This window comes from Desulfolutivibrio sulfodismutans DSM 3696, from assembly GCF_013376455.1.
Taxonomy (GTDB): domain Bacteria; phylum Desulfobacterota; class Desulfovibrionia; order Desulfovibrionales; family Desulfovibrionaceae; genus Desulfolutivibrio; species Desulfolutivibrio sulfodismutans.
In genome coordinates this window covers 4101776-4120124 of sequence record NZ_CP045504.1, presented here as the reverse complement: position 1 = coordinate 4120124, position 18349 = coordinate 4101776, and the positions used below count along the sequence as shown (strand labels likewise).

12 protein-coding genes are annotated in these 18349 nt (G+C 62.5%); 6 read left to right on the top strand and 6 right to left on the bottom strand.

The window, feature by feature from the left end:
• Positions 1 to 53: 53 nt before the first annotated feature.
• On the bottom strand, positions 54 to 1472 hold the full coding sequence (locus tag GD606_RS18735; protein WP_246298893.1) for an NAD(P)/FAD-dependent oxidoreductase: 1419 nt from the start codon (positions 1470 to 1472) through the stop codon (positions 54 to 56).
• Positions 1473 to 1791: 319 nt separating this feature from the next.
• Between GD606_RS18735 and GD606_RS18725 the strand changes: the two genes are divergently transcribed.
• A complete protein-coding gene (locus tag GD606_RS18725) occupies positions 1792 to 4206 on the top strand; it encodes a hypothetical protein (protein WP_309550366.1) in 2415 nt (804 codons plus the stop codon).
• Positions 4207 to 4263: 57 nt separating this feature from the next.
• Here GD606_RS18725 and GD606_RS18720 read toward each other — a convergent pair whose 3' ends face one another.
• The 3 genes from GD606_RS18720 to GD606_RS18710 all read right to left on the bottom strand — a co-directional run bounded on the left by GD606_RS18720 (position 4264) and on the right by GD606_RS18710 (position 10137).
• Complete coding sequence (locus tag GD606_RS18720) at positions 4264 to 5835, bottom strand: response regulator (protein ID WP_374190895.1); 1572 nt, start codon at positions 5833 to 5835, stop codon at positions 4264 to 4266.
• Positions 5836 to 6425: 590 nt separating this feature from the next.
• Positions 6426 to 7100 carry a flagellar brake protein gene (locus tag GD606_RS18715; RefSeq protein ID WP_163303050.1) on the bottom strand — a complete coding sequence of 225 codons (675 nt, stop codon included), beginning with the start codon at positions 7098 to 7100 and terminating at the stop codon, positions 6426 to 6428.
• A gap of 256 nt (positions 7101 to 7356) precedes the next feature.
• On the bottom strand, positions 7357 to 10137 hold the full coding sequence (locus tag GD606_RS18710) for an ATP-binding protein (protein ID WP_163303049.1): 2781 nt from the start codon (positions 10135 to 10137) through the stop codon (positions 7357 to 7359).
• 340 nt (positions 10138 to 10477) lie between these two features.
• Between GD606_RS18710 and GD606_RS18705 the strand changes: the two genes are divergently transcribed.
• The 3 genes from GD606_RS18705 (at position 10478) to GD606_RS18695 (ending at position 13758) form a co-directional block, all read left to right on the top strand.
• Positions 10478 to 12232 (top strand): FAD-dependent oxidoreductase, encoded by a 1755-nt coding sequence (locus GD606_RS18705; RefSeq protein WP_163303048.1) that lies wholly within the window; start codon positions 10478 to 10480, stop codon positions 12230 to 12232.
• Positions 12233 to 12359: 127 nt separating this feature from the next.
• A complete protein-coding gene (locus GD606_RS18700) occupies positions 12360 to 12680 on the top strand; it encodes a DsrE family protein (RefSeq protein WP_246298890.1) in 321 nt (106 codons plus the stop codon).
• A gap of 460 nt (positions 12681 to 13140) precedes the next feature.
• Positions 13141 to 13758 (top strand): YozE family protein, encoded by a 618-nt coding sequence (locus GD606_RS18695; protein WP_163303046.1) that lies wholly within the window; start codon positions 13141 to 13143, stop codon positions 13756 to 13758.
• A gap of 73 nt (positions 13759 to 13831) precedes the next feature.
• On the opposite strand, the gene GD606_RS18690 is transcribed toward GD606_RS18695, so the two are convergent.
• Both GD606_RS18690 and GD606_RS20820 read right to left on the bottom strand, forming a co-directional pair.
• Complete coding sequence (locus GD606_RS18690) at positions 13832 to 14476, bottom strand: carbonic anhydrase (protein WP_163303045.1); 645 nt, start codon at positions 14474 to 14476, stop codon at positions 13832 to 13834.
• Between the two features lie 70 nt (positions 14477 to 14546).
• A complete protein-coding gene (locus GD606_RS20820) occupies positions 14547 to 15284 on the bottom strand; it encodes a lytic transglycosylase domain-containing protein (RefSeq protein ID WP_281362015.1) in 738 nt (245 codons plus the stop codon).
• A 148-nt stretch (positions 15285 to 15432) separates the two neighbouring features.
• Between GD606_RS20820 and selA the strand changes: the two genes are divergently transcribed.
• Positions 15433 to 16833: an L-seryl-tRNA(Sec) selenium transferase gene (gene selA / locus GD606_RS18680; protein ID WP_163303044.1), complete on the top strand. Its 1401-nt coding sequence runs from the start codon at positions 15433 to 15435 to the stop codon at positions 16831 to 16833.
• A 72-nt stretch (positions 16834 to 16905) separates the two neighbouring features.
• The gene (locus GD606_RS18675; protein WP_163303043.1) at positions 16906 to 18303 is read left to right on the top strand and encodes an aminopeptidase; all 1398 of its coding nucleotides are present in this window, start codon (positions 16906 to 16908) and stop codon (positions 18301 to 18303) included.
• Positions 18304 to 18349: the final 46 nt, after the last annotated feature.

Sequence of the window (18349 nt, the reverse complement as noted above, 5' to 3'; positions counted from 1 at the left end):
GCAGGCGGCGTTTTCCGGGCGACGGGCATGATCACCCGCCTGGTCGCAAGGGCCTATGTGGCCGCTTCAGCCGCAAGCCGGGCCAGGATGGCTTTGGCCGGAATAAGGCCGGTGGCCGCCGCAGACACGATGTTCCCGGCCACCCCCGGGCCGTCGCCGGCCACGAAGAGACCGGCCACCGCCGTCTCCAGCTCCTTCGTGGTCCCCACCTGGGTGGCGAAAAACTTGATCTCCGGGGCGTACAGCAGGGTTTCGTCGTTGGCCACCCCGGGCACCACCTGATTGAGCTTCGTCAGCCCCTCACGCAGGTTGGCCATAATCCGCCCCGGCAGGGCCATGGACACGTCCCCGCAGACCACGTCGGTCATGGTCGGCTGGAGATATCCGGCCTTGACCTTGGCCCAGGTGGAACGCCGCCCCCGGCGCAGATCCCCGAAGCGTTGCAGGATGGGCTTGCCGCCGCCGATGATGGAGGCCAGACGGCCGATGGACTCGCCGTAGGCCTGGTTGTCCGTGACCGGTTCGGTCAGGACCACCTTGGACAAAAAGGCGAAATTGGTGTTGTCGGACTTTCTGTCCCGGTAGGCGTGGCCGTTGACGCACACGAAATCCTGGTAGTTTTCCAGGGCCACGAAGCCCCCCCGGTTGGTGCAGAAGGTGCGGGTCAGGTCGTCATGGCGGTCGGTGCGGATGAAAAAGGTGGGGTCGTAGATGACGCTGGTCAGATCGTCCATGATGTCGTTGTGGACCTCCACCCGCACCCCCACCTCAATGCCCCGTTGGGACACGGACAGCCCCAGCGTCTTGGCCACCCGCCCCATCCATTCCGCGCCCACCCGGCCCGGGGCCAGCACCACGGCGTCGGCCCGGTAGGCCCCCTTGGCCGTGGTGACGCCGCGCACCCGGCCGTCCTCGACCACGACCCCGGCCACCTCCTCGCCGGTGCGAAAGGTCACCCCGCGGGAGGCGATGTGGTCGGCCATGCCCGTGATCAGGCCGGGCAGATGGTCGCTGCCCAGGTGTTTCTGGCGGATCAGCAGCAGATCCAGGCCCTGGCGGCGGGCGCCCCGCCGAATCTCCCGGGCCTGCTCCATGTCCGTGGGATAGACCGGGCCGTCCATGCCGAACCGGGTGAACACGGCCTCGGTCTCCTCGATAAGGGCCATGGCCTCGGGGCCGGGCAGAAACTGGGTCAGGTCGGTCTTGCCCAGAATATGGATGAAATTGAGCTTGCCATCTGAAAAAAGCCCGGCCCCGCCCACGCCCGACAAGATGTTGCAGGGCGAACAGTGCATGCATTCCGCCCCCTGCCGACCGGCAATGGGACACCGGCGTTTGCGCGGGTCCTGCCCCTTGTCCAGGACCAGGATGCGCAGATTGCCGTATTCGGCCAGCCAGTAGGCGCAAAAAAGGCCGGCGGGCCCGGCCCCGACGATGATGACGTCAAACCTGTCTTTTTTCGAAGCCGCCACAAACGCTCCTTGCACCTGTGCGTCGCCGTCGCCACCGGGCGCGGCGCGCCAAACCGGACATGGCGACATTAGCCCCGGAAAAGGGGGCGCGGCAAGAGGAGATGCCGGGTTGGCCCCCAGCGCAGCCCCGGTCCCGTGAATTCCCGCCCCCGACCCGCACGACGGCATCAATGTCCCTTATTTTAAAAAAATTCTCTCTCTTTTATCTTGCACGTCCCCTCGCTCTCCCCTAGTAATGAACATACAAAGGATAGCATCCTCACGCACAACCCAGATCAAAACCGTATTCAATCCTTGAAATTTCAACTGGAGGCCCGCCATGCAAAACGTTTGCAGCCTCTTTTCAAAACAATTTTGCGTAAAAATTGTTTTCCTACTTTCCATATCACTATTAATATTTTCCAACTCTCCTGTACAGAGCATGGCTGCAGCAATACCTGGCAGCCTTGATCCAGACTTTGCCATCGGGTTTGGGGCTCAGAATAAATCTGTAATATACGGCATTTACCAGGAGTCCTCCACGTCTTTCATCGTTTATGGTTCCTTCTTGACCGTCAATGGATCGGGTTACACAGGTATTGTACGCGTCAATGCCACAGGCAATGTGGATACCTCTTTCGCCCCTCCCGCCTTTTCCGGAGAAATACGGGCCGTTGTCCGGCGCAGCGACGACAAATTCCTCGTCGGCGGCGACTTTTCGGTTCTCGCAGGAGGCTCGACCTACCGCGATCTGGCCCTTTTGTCCGCATCCGGGGCGCTGGACAACTCCTTCTGGTCGGCCTTTGCCGGACAGGGAATCATCAACGCCCTGGCCGTGCAGTCCGACGACCAGGTGCTGTGCGGCGGCGTGGGGCTGCAACTGGCCCAGGTAGCCACGGACCCCACCCGGCACTTGATCCGTGTCCAGGCCAACGGATTCGCCGATGGAGACTATCCGGTGTTCAACGGCCCCCGGGCCTATGTCACCGGACTGGCCGTCGACTCCGCCGAGCCATCCTATCCCAACCGGCTCACGGTCGCCGGGGCCTTCAATTCCGGGACCACCACCCAGATCAACTGGCGCACGACGCTGACCAACGCCGGGGCGGTCATCACCAACGAAGCCGACGGCGCGTCCAACGACGGCCCCATACTGGCCGTCCTTTCGGCCGCAAACAGCAAGTCCTATGTGGTGGGCAACTTCACCAAGGCCTTTGGCCTGTCGTCCAACCGGGTTCTGCGCCGCAACAGCAACGGAACGATTGACGCCACGTTCAACATCGGCGCCGGGCCAAACGGCGACGTAACCGGGGCTTTGCGCCTTGACGACGACTCCTTGATCCTGGTCGGGGCCTTCACCTCGTTTGGCGGGACGGCCTGCAACCGCATTGTGCATCTTCTCTCCAACGGGGCCGTGGACACCTCCTTTGCCGTCGGCTCGGGGGCCAACGCCCCCATCCTTGCCATCAGGAACCTGGCCAGCGTGGGCATCGCCCTCACCGGGGGATTCACAACCTTCAACGGACAAACCCGCGGGGGGCTGGCTGTCATTTCCTCAGGCGGCACGCTGCTTGGCACGTTCGCCAATTTCAATCCCTCCGGAAACGCCTCGGGGACCGTGACCGTAAACGATCTGGCGACACAGCCCGACGGGAAAATCCTCATTGGCGGCAACTTCAACTGGTTTGGCGGGGTCTGGTCGCCCAAGCTGGCCCGGTTGACCCGGGATGGCGCTGTGGACACCACGTTCTCGGCCGGGCTTGGTCCGGACGGCGTGGTCCACGATGTGGCCCTGCGCTCGGACGGCCTGGTCTTTGCCGCAGGCGACCTGGTCGGTGCGGCCACACGGCCCCTGGGCGGCCTGGCCCGGTTCACCGCCGCCGGGGCAGTGGATACGGCCTTTACACCCATCGTGACCCGAAACGACAACTCGCCCGCCCCGGTCTACGCCGTCTTGCCCCTGGCGGGGAATCAGGTGCTGATAGGCGGCCATGTGCGCAAGATCGCCGGGCAGGAGCGCAGTCCCCTGGCCCGCCTCAACACCGACGGCGGCCTCGACGCCGCTTTCACGCCCCAGATCACGATCACCAGCGGCACAAGCCTCTCCACCTATGCCCTGGCCGAAAGCTCCGGGAAATACTACGTGGGCGGCTACGTCACCTATGAAGGCCTGTCCCGGGGATTTTTCACCCGCGTCACCGGCGCCGGGGCCATCGACACCACCTTTCTCCCCACTACGCCGTCGGCAGGCGTGGTCATCCCCAACGGCACGGTACGTGAAATCGGGGTGCAATCCGATGGCAAGTCTGTCATCTGCGGTGATTTCGGGGAGATCATCGATGGCAGTTGGAGCAGGCCGCAACGCCGGGGACTTGCCCGGTTCGCCACCACCGGGGCCTTGGACCCCTTCGAGTCCACGACCGGGGCCACGTCCCTGACGTATGTCGATTCCCTCTCGCTTGAACCCAATGGACAGATACTTTTCGCCGGAGGATTCACGAAGTACAACGATGTCAACCGGGCTCGACTGGCCAGGGCAACCGCCACCGGCGCCTTGGACGCCGGATTCGACCCGGACGGGGGGGTCACGGCCAGGGCCCGGGTCATCCGCCGGGTGGGACTGACACGAGGGGTGATCGGAGGGGATTTCACCACCTACGACGGGGCGGCGAGCTCGGGACTGGCTGCATTCATTCTTGATCCGCAGCCTTCGGCCAATCCGGGGGCAAACATGCTGCTGCTGCTGCTCAACTAGCGGCACGGAAGCAACCGCAGCAACGCGCGCGAGGCGGCGCCTCCGGCATGCGGAGGATTATGGCCTCGTCATGAGCGTTTTGATCATGTCCAGCAGCACGGCGTCATCAAGGGGCTTTTGCACGACGGCATCGATCCCCCGCTCGCGGGACTGCTCACGCTGCCGCTTCGCGGGCGCGCTCGACAGCCCGACAATGGGGAGATGGGCCTTTGCCGCCAACCCCGGCGAGGTCCGGATGATCCTGGCCGCCTCCTGGCCCTCCATATCCGGCAAGGGCAGATCCAGGAGCACAAGGTCGTAGTCGTTTGTGGACAGTCGGCGCAGGCCCGCGTTTCCGTCCACAGCGGCATCCACGTCGAAACCGTGCAGCAGGAGCGCCTTTTTGATGCGTCGCGCCGCAAGGGCCTCGCGTGCGACCAAAAGAATCTTTCCCGCCGCCGGGACCGCGCTTCCGGACGGCGCACCTGGTGCGGCCAACGGGAGGGGTTGTTCCCAGACGCGAAAGGCCGCGGAAAGACACACCGTGACGCCGCAGGGTCCGTTTTCGACCGCAAGGCCGGAGGCATCCATGATTTTCAGCAATTTTTGCACAAGGGACAGGCCAAGCCCCGCCCCCTCCCGAGGCCGGATGTAGGAGTCATCCACCTGGGTGAACGGCTGGAAGACGTCGAGGAGCTTTTCATCCGGGATACCGCACCCGCTATCCTCGATCGCGAACAAAATCCGACAGAATCGTGGCCCCGCATGCGGCAGTAACGTCGCGGAAATCGCCACGGCCCCGGAGTCGGTGAACTTCACGGCGTTCTCCGCCAGGTGGTAGAGCACCTGCCGCAGGAGGCTCTCCTTCCCATACACCCGCTCCGGAACCCTCTCGTCGACGGTGCAGGTAAACGCCACCCCTTTGGATTTCGCCTTTCCCGACAGGGCATCGTTGAGATGCCGCATCACGTCGCCGATGCGGAAGGCCACGTCCGGCGTCTCCACCTGTCCCGAGTCGAATCGGGAATAGTCCAAAACATTGTTGAACAATTTGGTCAATCGACGGGAGGCGTCCATGGCAGCCTGGACATATTCCATCTGCTCCAAGGTGAGGCCGGTCTCCTTTAAGAGCTGCAACATGCCCATGACGCCGTTGAGCGGGGTCCGTATCTCATGGGTCATGGTGTCAAGGAAAACGGCCTTTGCCCGCTTCGCGGCATAAGCTTCTTCCCGTTGCGCCTTTACCCGGAAATACTCCCGATAGGCAGACTCCATCTCCGGGATCAATTCATCAATGATGCATGACTTCAGAAGATACCGGTGAACTTTCCCTTCGTTTATTGCCCGGATCGCGAAACCGGAATCCGTGTTTCCCGTCAAAAGAATGCGGATGGTGTCCGGAAAAATCGTATGAAGCACCTCGAAAAACTCAATCCCGTTTATCCCTGGCATCTGGACATCAGACACGATTATCGCGAACTCTCTGGCGTATTCTGCGCCCCCTGACCCTGCCTCGAACATTTTCCTGACAAAATCCAGGGCTTCCATGCTATCCGTCGTAAATATCATGTCCCATTCGTGTTCCCTGGACCTAAGAACATACTGAATGGCGTTCAAAACGCTTTCTTCATCGTCGACGAAAAGAAACATCGGCTTCATGATGTGTTTTCCTATTCTCTCCATCAACTTCATCCCCATACCATTTTTTCATCACATGAAACATGCACTTGCGAATCATTTGCATATCGTTTCGCAACTCCTGCCGCAAACTTGGGCGACGAGGCTGATGACATATGACAGGACATGGATACTTTCAAGAAAAACAAGGCACAGTAACACGCTTTGCAACTCCTTGACACTCCATCCACATCATGAAGCATAACTGTCGAACGACGACACCTCTACACAAATCGATCCATATTTATTTCAAATGTGATCCATCGGTGATTCTTCTGCAAAATTCGGAAATTACTTTCGGGGTATGGAGCTTTGTCCAGTGCGACCTTCGACATCATACAGATATGCGGCCTGGCTGCGGCAGTCCGTCGACGTTCAGGGTGATCGCCAAGCCACGCGCCATCTTCCGAGTCCAGCCCCGTCCCGGCGTGGCCACGATCCGGGGACGTCCTTCGGCCTGGTCCAGCTTCAGGCTCAAGGCGCAGGGGTCGCCCATTCTCAAAGATGGCGGCCAGGGACGTTGAGCGTCGGCCTACCAGACGATGCACCGGTCAATGGCGGCGTTAATTCTCAAGGATGGCGGCGGCGCTTTGGATGTAGCTGACGATTCCCTGGCGGGAGGCTTCGGGCAATTCGGTGAATTTCAGTCCCAGTTCGAGCTTCCCCACGTCCGAGGCGGCCCGCTTGATCAGGCAGTGCAGTTGGTTTTGATCCTGGTCGCCGAACACGGAGCAGCGAAGCAGCACCCGATCATCCACGCCGATGGCGGGCTGGTACTTGCGCATGATCGTCAGCCCCACCCCGCATCCCGACAGGCTCAGGTCGGTCATCAATCCGGTATAGGTGGTTTCCTTAATCATGGCGCTCACCGGCAAAAGGCACGGGATGCGCTTGTGGCGGCGCAGGTTGAAGCTCTCCACCCGCAGGGGGTAGGTCATGAAAAGCAGGGGAAAGGGAGAGCACAGATACTTGATGACCTCACAACGAAAACCGAACACCGCCCCGGATTTCAGATAGCGCACGGTGACCGGATTCCCGGAATACAAATACTGGAACAGCATGTCCCGACTGCCCTCGGTCAGGGAGGGCAGTTGCACGACAAGGTATTTTCCCTTGGTGAAGCCGACAAGCGCCGACGAAAGCTTTTCGTCGATACCCAGGACTTCCAGAGACAGTTTGGCCCCCACCGGGATATCGAGCCCCGGGGACTGTCCGTTTGTCTTTTCGCTCTTGGTCATCGCCCATCTTCCAGGAATCGCGAACCGCTGGCGCACCCTGGCCCCCCGCCCGGCCGAGGCGCGTCCTGCCCGGAAACAGGGGCTTCATGCACCGGACGGCGTTGACGGGTGAACGTATCTGCGCACTGCTGGCGACGCGAAACGGATACTCTTCAGTGAGTTCAATCGGCGGTGAGACAAGGTAAACGCCGGACGGCGCGAAACGCGCCACATGCGTAAGACTGTTGCAATACTCTAAACAACATACGAAACATCGTCAAGACGATACCCGCCGGTGCATGGCTCGAACCAGCATGGCGGATAATTCGTCCATATCCACGGGTTTGGAGAGGTAGTCATCCATACCCGCACGCAAAAACACCTCCCGATCCCCCTTGAGGGCATGGGCCGTGACCGCCGCAACAAACAGGCCGGACACCTCCGCCCGCCCGGAATTCCGGATGCGTCTGGTGGTTTCCATGCCGTCCATGCCCGGCATCTGGATGTCCATAAGCACGGCGTCAAAGGTCTTCACGTCCAAAAGCGACAAGGCCTCTTCGCCGCCCGGAACCCCCACGGCCACACACCCCAGCCGCTCCAAGAGCTTGACCGCCGTCAGCCGGTTGAGGTGGTCGTCCTCCACCACCAGCACCCGAAGCCCAATGACGTTTTCCCCCGCACCTGCATCCATGTCCTTCCCACGCCTCTCCCCCTGGCCTGTGTCCGTCCCTTCCGACGGGGCCACGGCGGGCAACGGGCGGCGACCTTCCCCCGGCCCCACGGCGCGGTCCTGCGCCGTCTCCGCCTGGGGATCGGAATCCGTCATCGACGAGCGCCCCAGGCGCACCCGCACGGTGAACCGGGTTCCCTCCCCCTCCCGGCTGTGCAGATGGACAAAACCCCCCATGGCCTCAGCCAGCCGCCGGACGATGACCAGACCCAGTCCGGTTCCCTGGCTGCGGCGCTCAAAGGAATCCCCCGCCTGCCGGAACGGCTCGAAAATGCGGGTCTGGGCCTCAACGGCAATGCCCACGCCGGTATCCTCAACAATCAGATCGAGCACCGTCTCGTCCGGGGCCTCCTCGGCGGCGACACGGGAAATTCGCACCCGCACGCCCCCCGTATCCGTGAACTTCAGGGCGTTGCCCACCAGGTTGAATAAAATCTGCTTGAGGCGCTGTTCATCCCCGCGCACCCACGGGGGCACATCCGGCGACAGTTCACAGGACAACGACAACCCCCGGGTCTCGGTCTGCACGCCGAAAAGGCTCTGGACCGACTCAAGCAGGTCGGCGGTGCGGAAGTCCTTCACGGAAATCTCAAGTCTCCCGGCCTCGATCTTGGAAAAATCCAACACCTCGCCGACGACCTGCAACAGCGAGCGGGCCGCGCCCATGGCCGCATCCAGATATTCCCGGTGCCGAGGCTCCACAACCTCCGTCAGAAGGATCTGCAGCATGCCCAGCACGCCGTTTAAGGGCGTTCGGATCTCGTGGCTCATGCTGGCCAGGAAATCGCTCTTGCTCCGGCTGGCCTCCTCGGCCTTTTCCTTGGCGGCCACAAGCTCGGCCTGGGCCGTTTTCAGCGGCGTGATGTCCACCAGGATGCCCACCAAGCCCGCCACCTCGCCGGTATGGTCACGGTAGGCGGCCTTGTGGAAAATCACCTGGCGTTCCCCGCCCAATGCGGACCAAGCCACGGCCTCATACTCCAGGCGCTCCCCACGGCGCATGAGTTCCTCGTCATTTGCGGCATTTTGGGCGGCGATCTCCGGCGGGAAGATTTCAAAGCAGGTATGGCCGATGATGTCTGCCGCATCCCTACCTGCAAATTCGGCGAAGGCCCGGTTACAGCTCACGAACCGCCCCGAATGGTCCTTGTGATAGATGGGGATGGGGGCGGCCTCGACCAGGGTGCTCACAAAGGCATACTGCCGCTCAAGCTCCTTTTTCGCGGCATCGCGTTCCTGCTCGCGACAGGCCAGGGCCTCGGCCATGTCGTCGAAATCCCGGGCCAGAGCCCCGAGTTCCCCCCCGGTACGGATACCGGTTCTGGCGGTGGAGTCGCCGTCCTTGACCCGTTTTGCCGCCCGGGTCAGGGCCGTGAGCGGATCGAGAATGGCGCGGCGGGCAAAAAACCAGGCGGCTGCCAGGGCCAGGGCGGCCACCATGATCAGCCCGCCCACATGCTGCTCCAGGATCCGCCGGGGCTCCTCCAGGGCCTGGGCCTCGGGAATGCCCACGATGGCCGTCATGAACCAGCCCTTGTGTTCGCCGCTTCCGGCAGCCAGATGCTTGAAGGCGTAGATGTTCGGGACGCCACCGAGGCTCACCGCCGTGAAGGCGCCCTCTGCCTCGCCATTGGCGATCTGCATCTGGAGATGTTCGGGCAGCGGTTTGCCCACCCAGCCCTGAGCGTCCCGGTTACGAAAAAGCACCGTGCCCCCGGCGTCGACCAGGGTCAGGGTGGCGTCGGACGGCAGGCTGATCCTGGCGTAAATGCTGCCGTAATAGGCCAGGTCCAGGGCCGCGCCCAGGATGAAATCCACCTGTCCCCGGGCGTCCAGGACCGGGAAGGCCATGGGCAGCGAGGCCTTGTGCGCCGAGCGGCTGACCAGGAACCGGCCCACGGTGAACGCCTTGGTCCTTCTGACCTCGGCAAACCACTCCCGATCAGCCACGTTTATGGGCTTGGTCTCGGGAAGGGCGCATCCGAAAACCTCGCCCGACGGGTTCACGGCCACAAGCGTGGCATAAAACGGCGTGTGACCATGCAGTTCCGCCAGGATGCGATCCGTCGCGGCCACGTCGCGGGCCTTTATTTCAGGGATGTGAGCCAGGGTGTTCAGGACATGCCGGGTGGTCTCCACCAGCCGGTCCTGCTCATGGCCGAAAACCCGCACCAGCCCCACGACATGCTGCTCGGCCTCCTCCATGGCCGCCTGACGCTGCTGCACGCCGGAATACACGGCCAGGGCCAGGGCCGGAAGCAGCACCAGCATGACCAGGATGATCAGTTGGTCGCGAAGCCTGAGAGACCAGAGCGGACGAAAGCGCATGGACGACAACCCCCTCCTGTGGAACCGAGTGGAACCATATGGGGTCGGGCCGCCGGAAAAAGACCCCGGAAACCATCCCGCCGTCCGTAAACCTTGCCAGCCCGGACGGCTTGAAACGTCGCTTTGAACATAATGCCGATACGGCCTGGTGCAAACAAATCTGAAGACTTATGGAAAATATCTATCCCTTCCAGGCGTTTTTTGCAACCATGCCCGGCATCCCTGGCCGCCACGGCCCCCCCCGGCCCACGGCCGGTTTGCCCGTCGCCGCAATCTGGGCTACATCAGGCCATCGTCCGACATCCCCGCACCGCACCGCCCGCAGCCCAAGGAGCCGCCCATGAGTCCGTTTTCCGACAATAAATCCGAGGAGAAGGCGCCTTCCCAAAGTCCCCCGACCGCAGGCGACACCACCCAAGACGCGGCGGGCGTATCCGCTCCCTCCCCGGGCGACGACTGGTTTTTGCCCCAGGACACCCGGCGCGACGTGCTCCGGCTTTTCGAGAAGCTCTCCGGTCCCGTAGCCCTTGAAGTCTTCACCGCGCCGGGCCAAAATGCGCCCTACAACGACTATCTCCTCAAGTTCCTTCGCGACCTGTCGCGCCTGGACGAGCGCATCCAGGTGAAGGCCTTCGCCCTGTCCGACGACGCGGCCAAAACCCGGGGCGTGGACTTCTCCCCCACCCTGTTGTTTTCCCCGGATGACCTGTCCATCCGCTACCTGGGAGCGCCGCTTGGGGAGGAGGTGCGCACCTTCATGGAAGTCCTTTTGCGCGTCTCAGCCCGGCAAAGCGGCCTGTCCGAGCCTGCGAAAAAGCGGCTGGCCGCCCTGAAAGACCCGCGCCGGGTCACGGTGTTCGTCAATCCGGCCTGCCCCTATTGCCCGGGCCAGGTCTTAAACGCCTTCCGCTGCGCCATCGAGCGCCCGGATCTGGTCGCCGCCGCCTGCATCGACGCCGCCCAGCACACCGAGGCGGCCACGGCGCGCGGCGTGGGATCCGTGCCCCACACCATCATCGAAGACCCCGACGGCAGTCTGGCCCCGCTGGCCATCCTGGGCCTTGAGCCCGAGGACCGGTTCGTGGCCGAATTGGCATCCATGCAGTCCGCGCCCGTCCGGGCCGACGCAACGGACACGGCCCCCGGCCACGATCATGCCGGGGACGTGACGGTCAAGGAGGTGGACGTGGTGGTCGTCGGGGCGGGACCGGCCGGGCTGACAGCCGGGATGTACGCCGCCCGGGGCGGGATGACCGCCGTGGTCCTGGAGAAGGCCGTGATCGGCGGGCAGGTGACCGTGACCCCGCAGGTGGAGAACTATCCGGGCTTCGCCACGGTTCCCGGGGGCAAGCTCATGGAGATGGTGGCGGCCCAGACCCGGCAGTACGTGCCCGTCATCGAGGGCGCGGGGGTGGACGAGATCAAGATCGGCAGGCGCATCGAGGTGGACCTGGGCGAAACGGTCTACCTGTGCCGAGCGGTGATCCTGGCCACCGGGGCCACCTGGCGCAAGCTCGGCATCCCGGGCGAAGACCGCTATTTCGGGCGCGGCGTAAGCGCCTGCGCGGCCTGCGACGGCTACCTCTACAAGGACGCGGCCGTGGCCGTGGTCGGCGGCGGCAACACCGCGCTCACCGAGGCCCTGCATCTGGCCCGGCTTGGGGCAACGGTCACGATCATCCACCGCCGGGACGCATTCCGGGCTGAAAAGCATCTGGTGGACGCGCTGGAGAAGGAAGGCGTGGAGGTGGTCTGGAACACGGTGGTGGAGGAGGTTCTGGGCGATGACGCGGGCGTGACGGCGGTGCGGCTCAAAAACATGGCCGACGGGAGCACGCGGGAGCTTGCGGTCAGGGCGCTCTTCGTGGCCGTGGGGTACATCCCGGTGACCGGGCTGGCCCAGGACATCGGGCTAGCCCTGGACGAAGCGGGCTATATCAAGGTGGATGCGGGCATGCGCACGAGCATCCCCAGGGTCTATGCCTGCGGCGACGTGACCGGCGGGGTGCGGCAGATCGTCACCGCCGTGGGGCAGGGGGCCACGGCGGCGCTTTCGGCGTTTGAGGATATTTCGCATCCGTATTGGAAGAAGTGAGAACGCGCCGCATCTGCGGCGGCCCTGGCAGACGTCCGGCGCGGGGAGCAGCCGTTTTTTTGCCCGGGCGTCTTGACACTCCATAGCCATCGGATATTTCTATCCAAAACGGCAGGAGTGATAGCTCATGCAAATACTTCTTATCCTTTCCAGCCCCGACCCGGAAATCAAGTGGAACGCCGTGCGGTTCGGCAACTTCCTTTTGAACGAAGGCGAAGAGGTGACGCTGTTTTTGAACGGCCCGGCCGTGGACCTGTACGCCGGGGATTCGGAGGCGTTCCCCATCGCCGAGCAGGCCAAGGTGTTCGCCCTAAGCGACGGCAAACTCGCGGCCTGAGGCAAGTGCATGGGCGTCCACGGTGTGGAGGCCTCGCAGTACGTGCCGCTGTCGAATATGAAGTTTCTCTATGAGCAGGTGAAGCTGGCGGACAAGATCATCAACTACTGACGCAGATGCCGAGACTTGCCGTACTCGCTCCCTAACCGCGATTCCATGTCGTCCGACCCAAAAGTAAAAGCCCTCGCGTAGGAGGGCCTCTTCGTAGCCGCCTCAAATTGGTAGTGGTAGCGAGGCGGCAAGACATAAATAGCGATTCTCCTGGGCGATGGCAAGGGGATTACCGGTTTTGCCCAGATCCACTCCGCCCTCATGGGGGCGGCATGGGCGTCCACGGTGTGGAGGCCTCGCAATACGTGCCGCTGTCGAATATGAAGTTTCTCTTTGCAGAGCCCAAGCGGACGGACAAGGTCGTTGATTACAGAAGGGAGGCTTGCGACGATAGAGACCTTTTGCATGACAATTCTCATCACAAATTAACGCCCGAATACTCATATGGTCTATTTTTTCAGATAGTTATTGACAAATGCTTGTTAATCCATGATAGGGGTTTCAAAAAAAGGAGGCCCCTATGCTCACACTTCAAATCGAATGTACCTGCCCAATTTGTTCGAACCCAGTCCTTATTAAAAGTATACCGACCGCAAAAAGATTATATCATATGGCAGACAACCAAACAAAGGCCACTCCTTTTTTTGCATATCATCATCCTGGATTTGGTGATGATCCCGTATCTGGTCATGACAGAGAGTTTTCTTTTGGAACATGCACAAGTTGCAACGCAGAATTCAGCGTAATAACCGGCACAATATCTGTTTTTTGCAATTGTGAGAACGTTGGCAAAGAACCCCAAACCGACTTCAAACCTGAAGTTGAATATTTATGTTCAACAATCACATTCCCTAAATGGCTTAAAAACCAAAGACATAGAGATGATGTAGTTGGAGATTTTGCCAGAGATGCATTCTACACTGAAGGAAAATCAAGAAATGAAAAAAAACACTTGGACAAAGAACACCCGTCAAGACCAAAAAACGCTGCAAGCTACGATGAATGGATTAAATATCTAGATCAAGGCAACTATAACAAACTTTTTTTCTATATATGCTGGACAGAGTACCAGACTCTTAAAAATTACTGCGTATATAGCCGTAAGCTCGCTACAGATTTTCCATTTACCGATGAATAGGCTGAAATAAGGTCAGCAGCACTATATTGGTGATCTTCCACGCAAATTTGGTTTGCAACAAAAAGGAGATTACTCACCCCACACACCGCGCCACCAGCACCTCGAACGTCCCAGTCTCGGACAGGTAGCTCAAAAGCTCCCCCGTAGCCATGTCGAAGTACCAGCCGTGGATATACAGCGCCTTGGCCTCAATGCGCTCCCTGATCCACGGAAACGTCAGCAGGTTCCCTATCGACACCAATATCGCCGCCATCTCGCAGCCGCGCTGCCGCACCGCCTCGGGCTTGTCCCGAAACTCCTCCTGTATCTCCTGAACCGCCTCCCGCGCGATCCCCACCCACGGGCCGATGAACTCCCCGAGCTCTCCGCCGTCCGACCGCAGAAGCGCCCCGATGCCGCCGCACGACGAATGCCCCAGCACGATGATATGCTCCACCTCAAGGTGCTTCACCCCGTATTCCAGGGCCGCGCTCACGCCGTGCAGGCCGCTTCCGGCGTCGTACGGCGGCGCCAGGTTGGCCACGTTGCGCACCACGAAAATGTCCCCCGGCTCGCAGCCCATAAGAAGCGCCGGGTCCACCCGCGAATCGCTGCACGCCACCACCAGCGCCCTGGGGCTCTGGCGCTCCCGCAGGCGCGCGAAATATTCGGTCTCGGCGCAGAAATAGTTTTGTTGGAACGTCCGAAAGCCCGACAGAAACCGCGCAATGTCCTTCATCCCGCAACCCCGTCCCTCTCGTATCCCCGAAAACGGGCGTCCCATGCCCCCGGGGCCGATGCCGACAGCCTCACAAGCCCGCCTCGGCCGCCGCGATCTCGCCGATGTTGCCCGACGGATACTTGATGCGTAAAAAGAAATAGCGATCCACCACCCGCAGCACGTAATCCTTCGTCTCATCATACGGCGGCACGCCGTTATGCCGGGCCACGGCCTCGGGGCCCGCGTTGTACGCCGCCAGGGCCATGACCTCGGTCTGAAAGCGGTCCAGCATGGCTTTTAAGTACCGCACCCCGGCGTCGATGTTTTTTTCCTCGTCAAACGGGTCCGAAAGCCCCAAAAACCGCTGCGTGTCCGGCATGATCTGCATCAGCCCCTGCGCCCCCTTGGGCGAAACGGCCATCTTGTTGAACCGCGATTCCTGCTCGATCAGCGAATACACCAGCCGCGCATCCACCCCGTGTTTCGTGCTGTAGCGGTTCACCAGCTCGATCAGCCGCCCGGACTGGACAAGCTCCGGATAGCGCCGGGGCACCGAGGCGGTCGTCTTCACCGGTCCCTGGGTCGCGTTGCCGCCCCGGCCCCGCCTGCTCTCCCGCAACGCCGCCGCCTTGCCCGCCCCGGGCGCGGTCACCAGCGAGCCGCGTATCTCCGTGGCCGCGCTCGGCGCGCTGGACATCTTCGGCCCTGCGGCCATAACCTCGGGCGCGCCGCACGGCAGAAGCCACACCACCGCCCACACGGCCGCCGCAACGCACATGCGCCACGCGCGCCGCGTCGCCGTGCTGATGCTCTCTTTTTCGTACATGCCGCCCCCATACCGCGTCGTCGCACGTTCGGCAATGCATGCCCGGCCGCTTACGTGCCTGAAAAATTGCCTTGGCCCCCGGAGTGCGCTATGCCACGCACGCGCAACATCCGGCGCAACCATACAAAACAGCCCCCGGGACCACGCCATGACCACGCTTTTCCGACATCTGCCGTCCATGGACGCCGTACTGGCCCATCTCGTCAGCAAAAAGCCCTTCGACAGCCTGCCCCGGCCGCTTCTGCGCCAGGCCGCCGACCGCTTCCTGGACGTGGTGCGCGAGGAGATTCGCGCCGGGCTCGTCCCCGGCCCCGAGGCCCTGGCCCTTCCCGCCCTGGCCCCGCGCCTGTGCGCCTTCGCCGCCGCCCACACCAAGCCGCGCTTCCGGCGCGTCTTAAACGCCACAGGCGTGGTGGTGCATACCAACCTGGGCCGCTCGCTTCTGGCCGACGCCGCCGTGACCGCCGTGGCCGAGGCCGCCGCCCGCTATTCCAACCTGGAGTTCGACCTGGCCACCGGCGAACGCGGCAGCCGCTATTCCCACGTCGAAGACCTCCTAAAAACCCTCACCGGCGCCGAAGCCGCCTTGGTGGTCAACAACAACGCCGCCGCCGTGCTCATCATCCTGGACACCCTGGCCAAAGGCCGCGAGGTCATCGTCTCCCGGGGCCAGTTGGTCGAAATCGGCGGCTCCTTCCGCATCCCCGAGGTCATGGCCAAAAGCGGCGCGATCTTAAAGGAAGTCGGGGCCACCAACCGCACCCACCGCCGCGACTACGAAAACGCCATCACGGACGCCACCGCCGCCCTGCTCAAGGTCCACACCTCCAATTTCAAGATCATCGGCTTCACCAAGGAAGTCCCTCTCAAGGAACTCCAGGAGATCGGCCAGGCCCACAACCTGCCGGTCATCGAAGACCTGGGCTCGGGCAACCTCTTCGACTTCTCCATACTGGCCATGGGCCACGAACCCACCGTGCAGCGTGTGGTGGCCGACGGCGCGGACGTGGTCAGCTTCAGCGGCGACAAGGTGCTGGGCGGCCCCCAGGCCGGAATCATCGTCGGCAAAAAACACTACATCGACCGCATCAAGAAAAATCCCCTGAACCGGGCCCTACGCATCGACAAGATGACCCTGGCCGCCCTGGAGGCCACCCTTCGCCTGTACCTCGACCCGGCCCTGGCCGCCGCCAAAGTCCCCACCCTGGCGCTCATCGGCCAGTCGCCCGACACCCTGCGCAAAAAGGCCCGCCGCCTGGCCGCCATCATCAATAAGACCGCCCCGCAGCTCATGACCGCCACGACGCGGCCCGGCGCGTCACGCGTGGGCGGCGGCGCGTTCCCCGAAGAAGACCTGGCCACCACGCTGGTGGCCATAACCCCCGCCGACGCCGCCGTCACCGCCGACGCCCTGCGCGAACGGCTGCTGGGCGTCACGCCGCCCCTGGTGGCGCGCATCGAACACGATACCCTGTGCCTCGACCCGCGCACCCTGGCCGAGGACGAACTGGCGGTTGCGGCGCAAGCGTTGGTGCAGGCCCTGGAGTAAGATGCGGGGGGAGGTGTTGCCGTCGCGGGCAACGCCAGATAAAGTTTTTCGGCAAGCGAAAAAGGAGACCGCATGATCGAGCTGGAGTTTGAGACGAAAAATTGCTGGGACGTGTATACGGATAAAAAATCGAAAACGGCCATGGAAAAACTGGCCGTGGGCTACATGGATTTTTTAAGCCGCTGCAAGACCGAACGCGAAACCGTGGAGTTTGTGCGCGGCGCGTTGCGCATGGCCGGATTTATGGAGAGCGCCGCTGGCGACTTCAAGGGCGATGCGGTCTTTCGCGTGGCCAAGGGCAAGACACTTTTCGCGGCCCGCAAGGGCAAACGGCCGCTGTCGGCCGGATTTCGGCTGGTAGGGGCGCATGCCGACACCCCGCGTCTGGATCTCAAGCAGCGCCCGCTGTACCAGGAATGCGCCGTGGCCCAGGCCAAGACCCATTATTACGGCGGCATCCGCAAACACCAATGGCTGGCCCGGCCCCTGGCCCTGCATGGCGTGGTGGTCAAAAAAGACGGCACGGTCGTCCCGGTGTGCATCGGCGAGGAGGCCAGCGACCCGGTTTTCGCCATCTCCGACCTGCTGCCGCACTTGGCCTACAAGCAGGCGGACAAGAAGCTATCGGACGCCTTCGAGGCCGAAAAGCTGAACATCATCCTGGGCCACAGCCCGGCCGAGGAAGGCAAAAAGCCGGCCAAGGACAAGGGCGACGGCAAAAGCCCCATCAAGCACAAGGTGCTTACGCTGCTCAACGCCCGCTACGGCATCACCGAGGAAGACCTCTACAGCGCCGAGCTCCAGGCCGTGCCCGCCGGGGCGGCCCGGCGCGTGGGCCTGGACGGCGGCATCATCGGCGGCTTCGGCCAGGACGACCGCATCTGCGTCTATGCCGGGCTCATGGCCCTTTTGGCCGCGCCGCGCCCGGAGCACACCCAGGTGGTGCTTTTCTGGGACAAGGAGGAGATCGGCTCGGAAGGGTCCACCGGGGCCAAGTCGCACTTTTTCGAATACTGCCTGGAGGATCTGGTCGCCGGGTGGGAGCCCAGGGCCAAGCCGCGCCGCATCTATGAAAAGTCCAAGGCCCTGTCAGCCGACGTACATGCGGCCATGGACCCGGACTACCAGGACTTGCATGAAAAGCTCAATGCCGCGCTTCTGGGCTACGGCCCGTGCTTTTGCAAGTTCACGGGCCACCGGGGCAAGGTGGGGGCCAACGACGCGCACCCGGAATACGTGGCCTGGCTGCGCGGCGTGCTGGCCAAGGCCGGGGTGCCCTGGCAGATGGCGGAACTGGGCAAGGTGGACCACGGCGGCGGCGGCACGGTGGCCAAGTTTCTGGCCGTGTACGGCATGGACGTCATCGACTTCGGGCCGCCGGTTCTGTCCATGCACAGCCCCTTCGAGCTGTCCAGCGTGGCCGACCTGTACGCCACCATGCTGGCCTACAAGGCCTTTTTGCAGAGCTAAACGCGGCATCCCGGGGAGAATACGCCCGTATTCTCCCTGGAGAGGC

What these genes read in the sequence shown, in the direction of transcription:
- GD606_RS18690 (WP_163303045.1), bottom strand. Translation starts at nt 14,476, where the DNA reads ATGAAGGACATTGCGCGGTTTCTGTCGGGCTTTCGGACGTTCCAACAA.
- GD606_RS20820 (WP_281362015.1), bottom strand. Translation starts at nt 15,284, where the DNA reads ATGTACGAAAAAGAGAGCATCAGCACGGCGACGCGGCGCGCGTGGCGC.
- GD606_RS18675 (WP_163303043.1), top strand. Translation starts at nt 16,906, where the DNA reads ATGATCGAGCTGGAGTTTGAGACGAAAAATTGCTGGGACGTGTATACG.
- GD606_RS18725 (WP_309550366.1), top strand. Translation starts at nt 1,792, where the DNA reads ATGCAAAACGTTTGCAGCCTCTTTTCAAAACAATTTTGCGTAAAAATT.
- GD606_RS18705 (WP_163303048.1), top strand. Translation starts at nt 10,478, where the DNA reads ATGAGTCCGTTTTCCGACAATAAATCCGAGGAGAAGGCGCCTTCCCAA.
- GD606_RS18715 (WP_163303050.1), bottom strand. Translation starts at nt 7,100, where the DNA reads ATGACCAAGAGCGAAAAGACAAACGGACAGTCCCCGGGGCTCGATATC.
- GD606_RS18720 (WP_374190895.1), bottom strand. Translation starts at nt 5,835, where the DNA reads ATGTTTCTTTTCGTCGACGATGAAGAAAGCGTTTTGAACGCCATTCAG.
- GD606_RS18695 (WP_163303046.1), top strand. Translation starts at nt 13,141, where the DNA reads ATGCTCACACTTCAAATCGAATGTACCTGCCCAATTTGTTCGAACCCA.
- GD606_RS18710 (WP_163303049.1), bottom strand. Translation starts at nt 10,137, where the DNA reads ATGCGCTTTCGTCCGCTCTGGTCTCTCAGGCTTCGCGACCAACTGATC.
- selA (WP_163303044.1), top strand. Translation starts at nt 15,433, where the DNA reads ATGACCACGCTTTTCCGACATCTGCCGTCCATGGACGCCGTACTGGCC.